Consider the following 14,838-nt stretch of genomic DNA (forward strand, 5'->3'; position numbering starts at 1 on the left):
CTGCGGAGCTCGCCAGCTCGGTCGGCAGGCTCACCGGGAGGCCTCCTGGACGCCGCCGACCGTCGGAGCGGGGTCGCTGCGGCCGATGTCGGTCATTGTCGCCTGGACGGCGGGGTTGATCACGTCGGTGACCGGCTTCGGGTAGAAGCCGAGCAGCACGATCAGGGCGATCAGCGGGGCGACGACTACCTTCTCCCGCAGGTTCAGGTCCTTGCGCATGGCCTCGACCTCGATGAGTGCCGGGTTGAGCGTGCCCTGGGTGGTGCGCTGCACCATCCACAGCACGTACGCCGCCGCCAGGATGATGCCCAGGGTGGCGATCACCGCTACCGGCTTGTTCACTGTGAAGGTGCCGATCAGCACCAGGAACTCGGAGACGAACGGTGCGGTGCCGGGCAGGGCCAGCGAGGCCAGACCGGCGAAGAAGAGCACCCCGGCCAGGACCGGGACCAGCTTGCCGGCCCCGCCGAAGTCACTGATCAACGCCGAGCCGCGCCGGGTGACCAGCATCCCGACCACCAGGAAGAGCAGACCGGTGGCGAGGCCGTGGTTGAGCATGTACAGCACCGCACCGGTGCCCGCCTGGGTGGTGAAGGCGAAGATGCCGACCCCGATGAACCCGAAGTGGGCGATCGAGGTGTACGCCACCAGCCGCTTGAGGTCGTTCTGACCGACGGCCAGGAGCGCGGCGTAGATGATGCCGATCACGCCCAGCGCCAGCGCGTACGGGGCGAACCACTTGGCCGCGTCGGGGAACAGCGGCAGGCAGTAGCGCAGGATGCCGAACGTACCGACCTTGTCCAGGACACCGACGAGCAGTGCTGCGGAACCGGCCGGGGCCGCCCCACCGGCGTCGGGCAACCAGGTGTGGAACGGGAAGAACGGTGCCTTGATCGCGAAGGCGACGAAGAAGCCCAGGAAGAGCCAGCGCTCGGTCCCGGTGGTGATGTCCACCTGGCTCAACGCCACCCAGTCGAAGGTCTTGCCGCCGACCACCCAGAGCCCGATCACCGCGGCGAGCATGAACAACCCGCCGACGAGTGAGTAGAGGAAGAACTTGACCGCCGCGTACTGCCGCTGGTGGCCGCCGTAGCTGCCGATCAGGAAGTACATCGGGACCAGCATGACCTCGAAGAACACGTAGAACAGGAAGATGTCGGCGGCGGCGAAGACGCCGATCATCGTGCATTCGAGGACGAGCAGCAGCGCGAAGTAGACGGGCACCGACCGCTTCGACGCCTCGGCGTCGTGCCAGGAGGCCAGGATCACCAGCGGCACCAGGATGGTGATGAGCATCAACATGACGAGCGCGATGCCGTCGGCGGCGAAGGTGAAGTTCACCCCCCAGGTGGGGATCCACGGGTACGACTCGCGGAACTGGAACCGGTCACCGTCGGCCTGGAAGGTGACCCACATGACCACCGACAGGACCAGCACGAGCAGCGACCAGCCGAGCGCCACCTGCTTGGCCAGGTTCGGCCGGCTGCGCGGCAGGAAGGCCACGACCAGGGCGCCGACCAGCGGCGCCACGGTCAGCACCGAGAGGAACGGGAAGTTGGACATTATGCGGCCTTACCTCCGTCGTCACAGCGTGGTCCGCCGGCGGGGGCCGCCGGGTTGAGGTCGATCACGCCAACCACCCCGCCTGTACGGCCAGGAACGCCGCCACCACCAGCAGCGCGCCGGCGAGGATGGACGTCGCGTACGACCGGACGAAACCGGTCTGCAGTCGCCGGAGTCGAGCCGATCCGCCCCCGATGCCGGCGGCGAGGCCGTTGACCAGGCCGTCGATGCCACGGTTGTCGAGGTACACCAGGGCCCGGGTGAGGAAGATGCCGGGCTTCTCGAAGACCGCCACGTTGACGGCGTCGGTGTACAGGTTCTTCCGGGCGGCGGTGACCACCACCCCGGCGGGCTGCGGCTCGGTGGCCGTGCCGTTGCGGAACAGGAACCAGGCCAGCCCGGCGCCGATGGCGGTGACCACCAACGAGATGACGGTGACCGCGAAGTGCGACAGGACCGCCTCGTGGTGCTCCTGCTCACCGCCGAGCCCCGCGGTGGCGGTCAGCCAGTCCGGCACCGAGGTGGCGAGCAGGAAACCGGCACCGATCGAGCCGACCGCCAACAGGATCAGCGGGACCGTCATCAGCGGCGGGGACTCGTGCGGGTGCTCGATCTCCTCGGTCCACCGCTTCGGGCCGTGGAAGGTCAGCCAGTAGAGCCGGGTCATGTAGAACGCGGTGAGCCCGGCACCGAGGACCGCCGCCCCACCGAAGAGCCAGGAGGTCCAGTCACCCCGGGCGAAGGCCTCGGCGATGATCGGCTCCTTCGAGAAGAAGCCGGAGAAGGGGAACATGCCGATGATGGCCAACCACCCCGCCATGAAGGTCAACCAGGTGATCTTCATGTACCTGGAGAGGCCACCGAAGCGGCGGATGTCCACCTGGTCGTTCATGCCGTGCATGACCGACCCGGCCCCGAGGAACATGTTGGCCTTGAAGAACCCGTGGGCCAGGAGGTGGACGATGGCCAGCGCGTACGCCGCCCCGCCCAGACCGACGCCGAGGAACATGTAGCCGATCTGGCTGACAGTGGACCAGGCCAGGATCCGCTTGATGTCGTCCTTGGCGCACCCGATGATGCAGCCGATCAGCAGGGTGAGGGCACCGACGCTGACCACCACGAGTTGCAGGGTGGAGTTCGCCGAGAAGATCGGGTTGGACCGGGCGATCAGGTAGACCCCGGCGGTGACCATGGTCGCCGCGTGGATCAGGGCCGAGACCGGGGTCGGGCCCTCCATCGCGTCCGGAAGCCAGGCCTGCAACGGGAACTGGCCGGACTTACCGGCCGCCCCGAGCAGCAGGAGCAGCCCCATCACCAGCACAGTGGTCGCGGTGAGACCGCCGACGGAGGTGAACACCTCGTCGTACTGGGTGGTGCCCAGCGTCGCGAACATCATGAAGATCGCGATGGCCAGACCGGCGTCGCCGACCCGGTTCATCAGGAAGGCCTTCTTGCCGGCCGTGGCGGCGGCGGGCCGCTCGGTCCAGAAGGAGATCAGCAGGTACGACGCCAGACCGACGCCCTCCCAGCCGAAGTAGAGCATCACGTAGTTGTTGCCGAGCACCAGCAGCAGCATGGCGGCGACGAAGAGGTTGAAGTACGCGAAGAACCGTCGCCGGCCCGCGTCGTGCGCCATGTACTCGACCGCGTACAGGTGGATCAGGAAGCCCACACCGGTGATCAGCAGGACGAAGACCGCGGCGAGCGGGTCGAAGAGCAGACCGAAGTCGACGCGGAAGTCGCCGACCACGATGAAGTCCCAGAGACTGCGCTCGACGGACTTGTTCTCCAACCCACGGAGTTGGAAGAAGAAGGTGAGGCCGAGGACGAAGGCGGCGCCGACGGCGGCCACCCCGAGCCAGTGCCCCCACCTGTCGGCCCGACGGCCGAGCAGCAGCAGGATCGCCGCGCTGAGCAGCGGAATCGCCACCAGCAGCCACACGTTGCCCAGCAGGCCGTCGGCCGGAGCGTAGGCGACGGTTCCGGCCGGCTCGGCCGCCTGGGCGTACGTCAGAATTTGCTCCACCGGTGGGCCCCTCAGTACTTCAGCAGGTTGGCGTCGTCGACGCTGGCCGAGCGACGGGTGCGGAAGATCGACATGATGATCGCGAGCCCGACCACGACCTCGGCCGCCGCCACCACCATCACGAAGAACGCCATGATCTGGCCGTTCAGGTCACCGTTGATCCGGCTGAAGGTGACGAGCGCCAGGTTGGCCGCGTTCAGCATCAGCTCGACGCACATGAACAGCACGATGGCGTTGCGCCGGACGAGCACCCCGACCGCACCGATGGTGAACAGGATCGAGGCGAGCACCAGGTAGTAGTTCGGCTCGACCGAAAAGAAGCCTTCCATCAGCAGGCAGCCTTTCCGTTGGCGACTGCGGGGAGTGCGGTCACTTCTCGGTCCCCTTCGGCGTGTTCTCCTCGGACGTCAACTCGCGCACCGGAAGGATCTCCGGGGTGCTCCGGTCGCTCAGCTTGCCGTCGGGCAGGCGGGCCGGGGTGGCCACCGAGGACGAGGTGGCGAAGACGCCGGGGCCGGGCTTCGGCCCGGGGTAGTTGCCCGGGGCGAACCGGGCCTTCATGGTGGCCACCTGGTCGCGCTTGTCCTCCTTGCGCCGCTCCAGGTGGGCCAGGAGCATCCCGCCGATGGTGGCGGTGATCAGCAGCGCCGCCGTCAGCTCGAACGCGAAGACGTAGTCGGTGTAGAGCAGGCGCGCGATGTTCTGGACGTTGCCGCCCTCGTTGGCCTGGTCCAGCCCGACCGGTACGCCCCCGGCGGTGGCCCGGTACACCCCGCTGCCCAGCAGCAGGGCGAACCCGATCCCCAGCCCGATCGCGGCGACCCGCTGCCCGCGCAGGACCTCGATCAGCGAGTCGGTGGAGTCCCGGCCGACGAGCATCAGGACGAACAGGAAGAGCATCATGATCGCGCCGGTGTAGACGATGATCTGCGTCATCCCGATGAACGGCCCGGCCTGCAGGACGTAGAAGACGCCCAGGCAGAGCATCGTCAGCACCAGCCAGAGCGCGGAGTGCACGGCGTTGCGGGCCAGCACCATCCCGAACGCCCCGAGCAGCGCCAGCGGGGCGAGGATCCAGAAGGTCACCGCCTCGCCGCCGGAGACCGAGGCCGAGGCGGCGAGCACGGTCTGCGTGGTCATTCCTTGTCTCCCTTGCCGGATGCGGCCCCGTCGGCCTTGCCGGATGCGGCCCGGTCGGCGGCCTGCTCGGCACCGGGGAAGGTCACCCCGGGGTGCTCGTCCAACCGGTAACGACCCGGACCCATCGGCGAGCTCTCCGCCCCGGCCGAGGTGCCCGGGTTGGTCAGCGCGCCGACGTAGTAGTCCTTCTCGCTGTCGCCCAGCCGCATCGGGTGCGGCGGCTGCTCCATCCCCGGCAGCAGCGGCGCGAGCAGCTGCTCCTTGGTGAAGATCAGGTCCTGGCGGTTGTCCCGGGCCAGCTCGTACTCGTTGCTCATGGTCAGCGAACGGGTCGGGCAGGCCTCGATGCAGAGCCCGCAGAAGATGCAGCGGGCGTAGTTGATCTGGTAGATGCTGGCGTACCGCTCACCCGGGGAGAAGCGCTGCTCCTCGGAGTTGTCGCCACCCTCCACGTAGATCGCGTCGGCCGGGCAGGCCCAGGCGCACAGCTCGCACCCGATGCACTTCTCCAGCCCGTCCGGGTGCCGGTTGAGGATGTGCCGCCCGTGGTAGCGCGGCGCCGAGACCGGCGGCTTGAACGGGTAGTCGGTGGTGACGACCTTCCTGAACATGTGCGAGAAGGTGACTCCGAAGCCCTTGAACGTTCCGGTGATCGCGCCCACGTCACACCTCCTGAGAGTCCGGGGCGGCGGCGACGTTGGCCGGCTCCCGCTCGGCGACCACACGCTTCGTGCGCGGGCTCGGTGGTACCTGCAGGTCCATCGGGGGCAGCGGGAAGCTGCCGTGTGGCCGGTTGTCGACCTGTTCCTGAAGCGTCGGCTTCGGCTCGTACCGACGGCTCGGCCAGAAGATCGCGGCGATCATCAGCAACCCGGCGACGACGCCGTACGCGATCAGCTTGTCGGTCCGCTCCCAACCCTGGGTCTTGAGGAAGGCGGCCAGCCCGACGATCCAGACCAGGTTGACCGGGATCAGGACCTTCCAGCCCAGCCGCATGAACTGGTCGTACCGCATCCGGGGCAGGGTTCCCCGCAGCCAGACGAAGACGAAGACCAGGGCCACGACCTTGCCGAAGAACCAGAGCATCGGCCACCAGCCGGAGTTCGCCCCCGACCAGATCGTGATCGGCCAGGGGGCGTGCCACCCGCCGAGGAAGAGCGTCACAGTGAACGCCGACATGGTCACCATGGCGACGTACTCGCTGAGCATGAAGAGCGCGAACTTCAGCGAGCTGTACTCGGTCATGAAGCCCGCCACGAGCTCCGACTCCGCCTCCGGCAGGTCGAACGGGGCCCGGTTGGTCTCACCGACGATCGAGATGAAGAAGATGACGAAGCTCGGGAAGAGCAGCAGCGCGTACCAGCCGGGCATCGGGACGCTGAGGCCGAAGAACTCGACGTTCGGGCCGCTGCCCTGGGCGGAGACGATCTCGCTGGTCGACATGGTGCCGGAGAGCATGAACACGGCAACGATCGACAGGCCCAGCGACACCTCGTACGAGATCAGCTGGGCGCTGGAACGCAGGGCACCGAGGACCGGGTACGGCGACCCGGAGGCCCAGCCGCCCAGCACGATGCCGTAGACCGCCAGCGACGACAGCGCCAGCACCACCAGGACCGCCACCGGCACGTCGGTGACCTGCAACGGCGTCTGGTGGCCGAAGATGCTCACCATCGGGCCGAACGGGATCACCGAGAGCGCGGTGACCGCGCAGACCACCGAGATGACCGGGGCGAAGAAGTAGACGACCTTGTCCGCCGACCTCGGGAGGATGTCCTCCTTGAAGGCCATCTTCAGGCCGTCGGCGAGGGTCTGGAGCAGGCCGAACGGACCGGTCTGGTTGGGACCGGGCCGGACCTGCATAAAGCCCACCACGCGCCGCTCGAACCAGACCCCCAGCAGGGTGGCCAGTACGGCGAAGACGAAGGCGAAGACGATCTTGATCAGGACCAGCCACCACGGATCCTTGCCGAAGTCGGCCAGGGTCGGGTCCTGCGCCAGATAGAGCGCGTTCACTGCACGCCCCTTTCGTTGGCCGGGACGGAGATCCGTACCACCGCGCCGGACGTCGCACCGAGGCTGCGCCGGACGGTCGAACCAGGAGAGTTGGTCGGCAGCCAGACCACGCCGTCCGGCATCTCGGTGATCGCCGCCGGCAGGGTCAACGCCCCCCGGTCGGTGCCCACCGTCACCGGGTCACCGTCGGCGACGCCGAGCGCCTCCGCGGTGCCCTTGCCGAGCCGGACCACCGGCGGGCGCGAGGTCCCGCCCAGGTGCTCGTCACCGTCGGTGAGGCTGCCCAGGTCCAGCAGCTGGTGCCAGGTGGCCAGGACCGCCTCCCCGGCACCGGGCTCCGGCAGCCGTGCCGCCTCCACCAGCGGCGGACCCGGCCGGTCGAGCCGGGTCTGCGGCAGCCCACCCAACTCCCGGCGGACGCTGAGCACGTCCCCGGTGCCGAGCCGGACGTCGAGCTGCGCGGCGAGGGCGTCGAGCACCCGACCGTCGGGCATCGCCGTGGTGTCCAGCACCGCGTCGAAGGTGCGCAGCCGACCCTCCCAGTCCAGGAAGCTGCCGGCCTTCTCCACCACCGGGGCGACCGGGAAGACCACGTCCGCCCGGCGGGCCACCGCGGTGAGCCGCTGCTCCAGGCTGACCAGGAACGGCACCGCGTCCAGGGCCTGCTCGGCGCGGCGCGGGTCGGAGAGGTCACTCGGGTCGACACCGGCCACCACCAGCGCGCCGACCTGCTCGTTCAGGACGGCGGCGAGGATGCCGTCGGTGTCCCGACCGGCCTGGCTGGGGATCACCCCGGCCGGGATGTCCCAGGCCTCGCCCAGCTCGGCGCGGGCGGCCGGCTCGGTGACCAGGCGGCCACCGGGAAGGAGGTTCGGCAGGCAGCCGGCGTCGACTGCGCCCCGGTCCCCCGCCCGCCGGGGCACCCAGGCGAGCTTCGCCCCGGTACGCCGGACCACGTCGGCCGCCGCCGACAGGCCACCGGGCACCTGGCCCAGCCGCTCGCCCACGATGAGGATCGCACCCGGGGTGCCGAGCGCCTCGGCGACCGTGTCGTGCTCGGCGAGCACGCTGGCCTCCTCGCCCGGGACCACCCGGGCCAGCTTGGCCCCGAGCTTCTCCAGGCCACGGGTGGCGAACGGGGCGATCGCGTAGACCTTCAGCTTCTTCTTCAGGTACGCCTTGCGCATCCGGAGGAAGAGGATCGGGCACTCCTCCTCCGGCTCCAACCCGACCAGAACCACGGCCGGGGCGTTCTCCACGTCTGCGTAGGTGACGTCGGTGACCCCGGCGACATTGCTGGCCAGGAAGTCGGCCTCCTCGCGGGAGACCGGCCGGGCCCGGAAGTCGATGTCGTTGGTGTTCAGGGCGACCCGGGCGAACTTCGCGTACGCGTAGGCGTCCTCGACGGTCAGCCGACCACCGGTCAACACCCCGATGCCCCGGGCACCGTCGCGAGCCTCCCGCAGCCCGTCGGCGGCCACCGCGAAGGCCTCGCTCCAGGACGCCTCGCGCAGCTCACCGGTCTGCTTGTCGCGTACCAGCGGGGTGGTGAGCCGGTCGGCGGCCCGGGCGTACTGGAAGCCCCACCGCCCCTTGTCGCAGTTCCACTCCTCGTTGACCTGCGGGTCGTCACCGGCCAACCGGCGCAGGACCTTGCCCCGCCGCCAGTCGGTGCGCTGGGCGCAACCGGCCGAGCAGTGCTCGCAGACGCTCGGGGTGGAGACCAGGTCGAAGGGGCGGGCCCGGAACCGGTACTGGGCACCGGTCAGCGCCCCCACCGGGCAGATCTGCACGGTGTTGCCGGAGAAGTACGAGTTGAAGGGGACGTCACCGGCGTCGCCCTCCTCGCCGTACTCCTCGTCCCGGTAGATGTTGATCTCCTCGGCGGACGACCGGCCCATCAGGTCGATGAACTTGTCGCCGGCGATCTCCTCGGAGAACCGGGTGCAGCGCTGGCAGAGCACGCACCGCTCCCGGTCCAGCAACACCTGGCTGCTGATCGGCAGCGGCTTGGGGTACTCCCGCTTGTGCTCGTGGAACCGGGAGTCCGTCCGGCCCGTCGACATGGCCTGGTTCTGGAGGGGGCACTCGCCGCCCTTGTCGCACATCGGGCAGTCCAGCGGGTGGTTCATGAGCAGCAGCTCCATCACCCCCTCCTGCGCCTTCTTGGCCACCGGCGAGGTGAGCTGGGTCTTGACCACCATGCCCTCGGCCACCGTCTGGGTGCAGGAGGCGACCGGCTTGCGCTGGCCCTCCACGTCGACCAGACACTGCCGACAGGCACCGGCCGGAGCCAGCAGGGGGTGGTCGCAGAACCGGGGGATCGCGATGCCCATCTGCTCGGCGACCCGGATCAGCAGCGCACCCTTCGGCGCGGTGACCTCGACCCCGTCGATGGTGAGCGTGACGGTCTCGACCTGCTTCGCAACGTCAGTCATCGGGCTGGCCTCCCACTCGCAAGCTCGTTCCTCGCGCTCATCAGTGGGCCCCCACCAGCGCCTTGTCGGACAGCCTCGGTGCGGTCCGGCCCTCGATGTAGTCGAGGTAGTCCTGCTTGAAGTACTTCAACGAGGAGGTCACCGAACTGGTCGCCCCGTCACCGAGACCGCAGAACGAGCGGCCGAGCACGTTGTCACAGGTGTCGAGCAACGTGTCGAGATCCTCGTGGGTGCCCTGCCCGGCGAGGATCCGCCGGAACACCCGGACCATCCAGTAGTTGCCCTCCCGGCACGGGGTGCACTTGCCGCACGACTCGTGGTGGTAGAACTCCAGCCACCGGTACGTCGCGTAGACCGGGCAGTCCTGGTCGGAGAAGATCTGGGTGGCGGTGGTGCCGAGGATCGACCCCGCCGCGGCGACCCCTTCGAAGTCCATCGGCACGTCCAGGTGCTCGGCGGTGAGCAGCGGGGTGGACGAACCGCCGGGGGTCCAGAACCTCAGTTCGTGCCCCGGCTGCATCCCACCGGCCAACTCGATCAGCTCGCGCAGGGTGATGCCGAGGCCGCACTCGTACTGGCCGGGGTTGGTGATCCGACCGGAGAGCGAATAGATCATCGGTCCGGCGGACTTCTCCGTACCCATCGACCTCCACCAGGCGGCACCGCCGAGCACGATCGGCGGGACGCTGGCGATGGTGCCGACGTTGTTGACCACGGTGGGGCTGGCGTACAGACCGTGGGTGGCCGGGAAGGGCGGCCGGAGCCGGGGCTGACCCCGGAAGCCCTCCAGCGAGTCCAGCAGGGCGGTCTCCTCGCCGCAGATGTACGCCCCGGCCCCGGAGTGCACCACCAGGTCCAGGTCGAACCCGGAGCGCAGGATGTCCTTGCCGAGATAACCCTTGGCGTACGCCTCCTGGACGGCGTGGCGCAGCCGACGGGCGGCGTGCACCGCCTCACCCCGGATGTAGATGTAGGCCCGGCTGGCCCGGATCGCGTACGAGGCGATGATGACCCCTTCGACCAGCGCGTGCGGGTCGTGGGTCATCAGGGGCAGGTCCTTGCAGGTGCCCGGCTCGCCCTCGTCGGCGTTGACCACGAGGTAGTGCGGCTTGCCGTCGTTCTGCGGGATGAAGCCCCACTTCAGACCGGTGGGGAACCCGGCACCGCCTCGACCGCGCAGGCCCGAGTCCTTGATCAGCTGGATCAGGTCGTCCGGGTGGGCCTTGATCGCCTTGCGCAGGGCTGCGTACCCGTCGAGCTTCTCGTAGGTGCCGATCCGCCAGGCGTCCGGTGCGAGCCAGCGTCGGGTCAGCACCGGAGTGAGCTTGGCGAGCGTCTCCGATCGTGGCGAAGTCACTTCTGGGACCCCCTGTCGCTGCTGGTGGCGGCGTCGGTGTTCGACTCCGCCTCCCTGAGGTTGCGGTCCTGGGCGGTGGCCGTGTCACCGGCCGGCTTGCCGTCCCCGGCGGGGGCGTTCGACGCCGCGCCGGCCGCCTCCGCCTGCTGGGCGTCCCGGGGGGTCGGCGCAGCGCCGTCGACCGGAACCTTGGTGCCGGGTGCGTCCGGGACGGCGGTGTCGGCGGTCGGCTGCCGGGTCTCGGCGGCGCGTACCTCCGGCGACTTGTCGTCCGGGGCCTTCACGTCGGGGGCGGTGCTGGCGGTCGCCTCGGCCGACCGGGCGGGCTTGTCGGCCGCCGCCGGGACGGCCTTCGGCTCGGCGGCCGGGGCCGCCTTGGCCTGCTCGGCGGCCTTGGCCTTCGCCGCCGCCGCGTCGGCCTCCGCCTTACTCGGGATCGGGGCGTCGCGGTCGAACCCGGGGGCGGAGACACCGTGCTGCTGCGCCAGGTGCAGACCACGCAGGCTCGGTTCCCCCGGTACGCCGTCCGCGACGGCGCCCTCCCGCTCGTCGGCGAACCCGGCGAGCTGGACCGACATCTCCTTCAGCGTGCAGAGCCGGGCACCCCGGCTCGGCTGGGGACGCCCACCGGAGCGCAGCTCCTCGACCACCCCGAGGGCGGCCTGCGGGTCCACCTGGTCGAAGAAGTCGTAGTTGACGGTCATCACCGGGCCGTAGTCGCAGGCCGCCAGGCACTCGGCGTGCTCAAGGGTGATCTTCCCGTCGGCGGTGGTCTCGTCGTGTCCCACCCCGAGGTGCTCGGTCAGGGTGTCGTAGACCTCCTGACCGCCCAGCACGTTGCACATCGTGTTGGTGCAGACGCTGACCAGGTAGTCACCGGTCGGCCGACGCTTGTACATGGTGTAGAAGGTGGCGACCGCGCCCACCTGGGCCTTGTTCAGCCCGAGCACCTCGGCGCAGAACGCGACGCCGGCCGGGGAGACGTAGCCCTCCTCCGACTGCACGAGGTGCAGCAGCGGCAGCAGCGCCGAGCGGGAACGGTCGGCCGGGTAGCGCGCGATGATCTCCCGCGCCCGGACCCGGGTCTCTTCGGTGAAAACACTCATCGGTCACAACCGCCCATCACGGGGTCCAGCGAGGCGCCACCGGCGATCACGTCGGCGATCAGGCCGCCCTCGGCCATCGCCGGAAGGGCCTGGAGGTTGATGAAGCTCGGCTCCCGGTAGTGCACCCGGTACGGCCGGGTGCCGCCGTCGGAGACCGCGTGCACGCCCAGCTCGCCCCGAGGGGACTCGATCCCGACGTACGCCTGCCCCGGCGGAACCCGGAACCCCTCGGTGACCAGCTTGAAGTGGTGGATCAGCGACTCCATCGACTGACCCATGATCTTGGCGACGTGCTCCAGCGAGTTGCCCATGCCGTCGACCCCGATGGCCAGCTGCGCCGGCCAGGCGATCTTCTTGTCGGCGACCATCACCGGGCCGGGCTTGAGCCGGTCGAGGGCCTGCTCGACGAGCTTGAGCGACTCCCGCATCTCGGCCATCCGGACCAGGTACCGGCCCCAGACGTCGCCGTCGGTGTGGGTCGGGACGTCGAACTCGTAGCTGTCGTAGCCGCAGTACGGCATCGTCTTGCGCAGGTCCCAGGCGAGACCGGCGGAGCGCAGGACCGGGCCGGTGATGCCCAGCGCCAGGCAGCCCGTGGCGTCCAGGACCCCGACGTTCTTGGTCCGCCCCGTCCAGATCGGCTGACCGGAGAGGAGGTCCTCGTACTCCTTGAGGCGCTTGGGCATCATGGTGAGGAACTCACGGATCTTGACGACCGCCTCGTCCGGTACGTCCTGCGCCACGCCGCCCGGCCGGACGTACGCGTGGTTCATCCGCAGGCCGGTAATCATCTCGAAGATGTCGAGGATGTACTCCCGCTCGCGGAAGCCGTACAGCATCATCGAGAGGGCACCGAGCTCCATGCCCGTGGTGGCCAGCCAGATCAGGTGCGAGGAGATCCGGTTGAGCTCCATCATCAGGACCCGGATCGTGGTGGCCCGCTCGGTGATCTGCTCCTCGATGCCGAGCAGCTTCTCCACCGCCAGGCTGTACGCCGTCTCGTTGAAGATCGGCGCGAGGTAGTCCATCCGGGTCACGAAGGTCGAGCCCTGCACCCAGTTGCGGTATTCGAGGTTCTTCTCGATGCCGGTGTGCAGGTAGCCGACGACGGTACGCGCCTCGCGGACCGTCTCACCCTCAAGCTCCAGGATGATCCGGAGCACGCCGTGGGTCGACGGGTGCTGCGGACCCATGTTGATGACGATCCGGCCCTCGGTGATCGGGTCGACGCCGGCGACCACCTCGTCCCAGTCCCCGCCGGTGACGGTGAAGACCCGCCCCTCGGTCGTCTCGCGCTCGGTGGCGTAGCTCATTGGTACGACCTCCTCCGGTCCGGCGGCGGGATCTCGGCGCCCTTGTACTCGACGGGCACGCCGCCGAGCGGGTAGTCCTTGCGCTGCGGGTGACCCTCCCAGTCGTCAGGCATGAGGATCCGGGTCAGGGCGGGGTGACCGTCGAAGACGACCCCGAACATGTCGTACGCCTCCCGCTCCTGCCAGTCGGCGGTCGGGTAGACGCTGGTGACGCTCGGGACGTGCGGCGCCTCGGCGCTCACAGCGACCTCCAGCCGGACCCGCCGGCGGTAGGTCATCGAGGTGAGGTGGTAGACCACGTGCAGCCGCCGGTCGTCAGCCCCCAGGTAGTCCACACCGGACACCGAGGAGCACAACTCGAACCGGAGGGCCATGTCGTCGCGCATCACCTGGCAGACCTCGAGGATGCGTTCCGCCCGCACGTGCAGGGTCAGCTCGCCCCGGTCGACGACCACCTTCTCGATCGCGTCGGCGAAGTGCGGGTACGCCTCCTCCAGCGCGTCGCGGACCTCGTCGAAGTAGCCCCCGTACGGGCGGGGGGCGTCCACGATCGGGTTCTGCGGCCGGACCAGACCACCGAAGCCGGAGGTGTCCCCGGTGCCCTGGATGCCGAACATGCCCTGACCAGCCGGGCTGGACGGGGGGTAGTCGGCCGGTGCGGTGCTGCTCGTCCCGGCCGGGGCCACCGGCACCGGCACGTTCGCCGCACCGGGCCTCTTGTCCTCGGATGCGGTCACCGGGTCGGGCTTCCGTTCGCTCGCCATCGGTTCACTTCCCCTGCGGCCGGAGGTGGTTCTGGGCCTTCATCCAGTTCTCGATCCGCAGCTGCTCCTCGCGCCCCTCACGGACCGCCTTGGTCCACTCGGCGCGCCGGGCCTTGTCGCTGCGGTACGACGACGGCATCGAGCCGTACGGCACCACGGGGATGTCGCCGCGGGCCTGCCGGGCCTCCAGCATCTTGCGACCGTTGGGCCCGAGCGGCTCCTGACCGATCTTCTCGCGGAGCTTGAGGATCGCGTCGATGAGCATCTCCGGCCGGGGCGGACAACCCGGCAGGTACATGTCGACGGGCACGACGTGGTCGACGCCCTGGACGATCGCGTAGTTGTTGAACATGCCGCCGCTGCTGGCGCAGACCCCCATCGAGAGCACCCACCGGGGCTCTGCCATCTGGTCGTAGATCTGGCGCAGGACCGGGGCCATCTTCTGGCTGACCCGACCGGCGACGATCATCAGGTCGGCCTGTCGGGGGGAGGCCCGGAAGACCTCCATGCCCCACCGGCCGAGGTCGTAGTGCGGGGCACCGGCGGCCATCATCTCGATGGCGCAGCAGGCCAGGCCGAAGGTGGCCCCCCAGACCGACGACTTGCGGGACCAGTTGACGAGCTTCTCCACCGAGGTGAGCAGAACGCCTGCGGGAAGTTTCTCCTCGATACCCATCTGCGTTCCTCCCTCAGTCCCAGTCCAGGCCGCCGCGCCGCCACTCGTAGGCGTACGCGACGAAGATCGCTCCGATGAAGACGAACATGACCATGAACCCGAACATCGGCAGCATGTCGAAGGAGACCGCCCACGGATAGAGGAAGATCATTTCGACGTCGAAGACGATGAAGAGCATTGCGGTCAGGTAGAACTTGATCGGGAACCGGCTACCCCCGACCGGCTGCGGGCTGGGCTCGATGCCGCACTCGTACGCCTCGAGTTTGGCCTTGTTGAGACGCCGGGGTCCGGCGAGTCGGGCGCCGGCCACGGAGAACAGCGCGAACGCCGCGGCAAGGGCGAACAGCCCGATGATGGGTACGTAAGGCGAGAGCGACATGATGTTCTCCTGCTCGTCCTTCCCTGCCCTCGGTGGTTGGCGAAATCACACTATTCACGT

General features: G+C 69.2%; 13 protein-coding genes. All 13 read right to left on the bottom strand.

What is annotated here, in order from left to right; translation table 11 throughout:
* Nucleotides 1-30 precede the first annotated feature (30 nt).
* Nucleotides 31-1,563 carry an NADH-quinone oxidoreductase subunit M gene (locus tag ABT336_RS00685; protein ID WP_350894340.1) on the bottom strand — a complete coding sequence of 511 codons (1,533 nt, stop codon included), beginning with the start codon at nucleotides 1,561-1,563 and terminating at the stop codon, nucleotides 31-33.
* 64 nt (nucleotides 1,564-1,627) lie between these two features.
* Complete coding sequence (gene nuoL / locus ABT336_RS00690) at nucleotides 1,628-3,580, bottom strand: NADH-quinone oxidoreductase subunit L (RefSeq protein WP_350894396.1); 1,953 nt, start codon at nucleotides 3,578-3,580, stop codon at nucleotides 1,628-1,630.
* Between the two features lie 20 nt (nucleotides 3,581-3,600).
* Nucleotides 3,601-3,918, bottom strand: a complete 318-nt coding sequence (nuoK, locus tag ABT336_RS00695) for an NADH-quinone oxidoreductase subunit NuoK (RefSeq protein WP_350894341.1) — start codon at nucleotides 3,916-3,918, stop codon at nucleotides 3,601-3,603.
* Between the two features lie 40 nt (nucleotides 3,919-3,958).
* The gene (locus ABT336_RS00700) at nucleotides 3,959-4,729 is read right to left on the bottom strand and encodes an NADH-quinone oxidoreductase subunit J (protein WP_350894342.1); all 771 of its coding nucleotides are present in this window, start codon (nucleotides 4,727-4,729) and stop codon (nucleotides 3,959-3,961) included.
* Nucleotides 4,726-5,391, bottom strand: a complete 666-nt coding sequence (gene nuoI, locus ABT336_RS00705; protein WP_350894343.1) for an NADH-quinone oxidoreductase subunit NuoI — start codon at nucleotides 5,389-5,391, stop codon at nucleotides 4,726-4,728. The genes ABT336_RS00700 and nuoI overlap by 4 nt, the downstream gene beginning before the upstream one ends.
* Before the next feature lies 1 nt (nucleotide 5,392).
* Nucleotides 5,393-6,745 (bottom strand): NADH-quinone oxidoreductase subunit NuoH, encoded by a 1,353-nt coding sequence (gene nuoH / locus ABT336_RS00710; protein WP_350894344.1) that lies wholly within the window; start codon nucleotides 6,743-6,745, stop codon nucleotides 5,393-5,395.
* Complete coding sequence (locus tag ABT336_RS00715; protein ID WP_350894345.1) at nucleotides 6,742-9,183, bottom strand: NADH-quinone oxidoreductase subunit G; 2,442 nt, start codon at nucleotides 9,181-9,183, stop codon at nucleotides 6,742-6,744. Before ABT336_RS00715 ends, nuoH begins: the two co-directional genes overlap by 4 nt.
* Before the next feature lie 40 nt (nucleotides 9,184-9,223).
* On the bottom strand, nucleotides 9,224-10,540 hold the full coding sequence (gene nuoF / locus ABT336_RS00720; RefSeq protein WP_350894346.1) for an NADH-quinone oxidoreductase subunit NuoF: 1,317 nt from the start codon (nucleotides 10,538-10,540) through the stop codon (nucleotides 9,224-9,226).
* Nucleotides 10,537-11,646, bottom strand: a complete 1,110-nt coding sequence (gene nuoE, locus ABT336_RS00725; RefSeq protein ID WP_350894347.1) for an NADH-quinone oxidoreductase subunit NuoE — start codon at nucleotides 11,644-11,646, stop codon at nucleotides 10,537-10,539. The genes nuoF and nuoE overlap by 4 nt, the downstream gene beginning before the upstream one ends.
* Nucleotides 11,643-12,959, bottom strand: a complete 1,317-nt coding sequence (locus ABT336_RS00730) for an NADH-quinone oxidoreductase subunit D (RefSeq protein ID WP_350894348.1) — start codon at nucleotides 12,957-12,959, stop codon at nucleotides 11,643-11,645. The genes nuoE and ABT336_RS00730 overlap by 4 nt, the downstream gene beginning before the upstream one ends.
* On the bottom strand, nucleotides 12,956-13,723 hold the full coding sequence (locus tag ABT336_RS00735; protein WP_350894349.1) for an NADH-quinone oxidoreductase subunit C: 768 nt from the start codon (nucleotides 13,721-13,723) through the stop codon (nucleotides 12,956-12,958). Before ABT336_RS00735 ends, ABT336_RS00730 begins: the two co-directional genes overlap by 4 nt.
* Before the next feature lie 4 nt (nucleotides 13,724-13,727).
* A complete protein-coding gene (locus ABT336_RS00740) occupies nucleotides 13,728-14,399 on the bottom strand; it encodes a NuoB/complex I 20 kDa subunit family protein (RefSeq protein ID WP_350894350.1) in 672 nt (223 codons plus the stop codon).
* Between the two features lie 13 nt (nucleotides 14,400-14,412).
* Nucleotides 14,413-14,778 carry an NADH-quinone oxidoreductase subunit A gene (locus ABT336_RS00745; RefSeq protein ID WP_350894351.1) on the bottom strand — a complete coding sequence of 122 codons (366 nt, stop codon included), beginning with the start codon at nucleotides 14,776-14,778 and terminating at the stop codon, nucleotides 14,413-14,415.
* Nucleotides 14,779-14,838: the final 60 nt, after the last annotated feature.

The organism is Micromonospora sp. NPDC000207 (genome assembly GCF_040300925.1).
GTDB lineage: Bacteria > Actinomycetota > Actinomycetes > Mycobacteriales > Micromonosporaceae > Micromonospora.

What these genes read in the sequence shown, in the direction of transcription:
- ABT336_RS00685 (WP_350894340.1), bottom strand. Translation starts at nt 1,563, where the DNA reads ATGTCCAACTTCCCGTTCCTCTCGGTGCTGACCGTGGCGCCGCTGGTC.
- nuoK (WP_350894341.1), bottom strand. Translation starts at nt 3,918, where the DNA reads ATGGAAGGCTTCTTTTCGGTCGAGCCGAACTACTACCTGGTGCTCGCC.
- ABT336_RS00700 (WP_350894342.1), bottom strand. Translation starts at nt 4,729, where the DNA reads ATGACCACGCAGACCGTGCTCGCCGCCTCGGCCTCGGTCTCCGGCGGC.
- ABT336_RS00715 (WP_350894345.1), bottom strand. Translation starts at nt 9,183, where the DNA reads ATGACTGACGTTGCGAAGCAGGTCGAGACCGTCACGCTCACCATCGAC.
- nuoE (WP_350894347.1), bottom strand. Translation starts at nt 11,646, where the DNA reads ATGAGTGTTTTCACCGAAGAGACCCGGGTCCGGGCGCGGGAGATCATC.
- ABT336_RS00730 (WP_350894348.1), bottom strand. Translation starts at nt 12,959, where the DNA reads ATGAGCTACGCCACCGAGCGCGAGACGACCGAGGGGCGGGTCTTCACC.
- ABT336_RS00735 (WP_350894349.1), bottom strand. Translation starts at nt 13,723, where the DNA reads ATGGCGAGCGAACGGAAGCCCGACCCGGTGACCGCATCCGAGGACAAG.
- ABT336_RS00740 (WP_350894350.1), bottom strand. Translation starts at nt 14,399, where the DNA reads ATGGGTATCGAGGAGAAACTTCCCGCAGGCGTTCTGCTCACCTCGGTG.
- ABT336_RS00745 (WP_350894351.1), bottom strand. Translation starts at nt 14,778, where the DNA reads ATGTCGCTCTCGCCTTACGTACCCATCATCGGGCTGTTCGCCCTTGCC.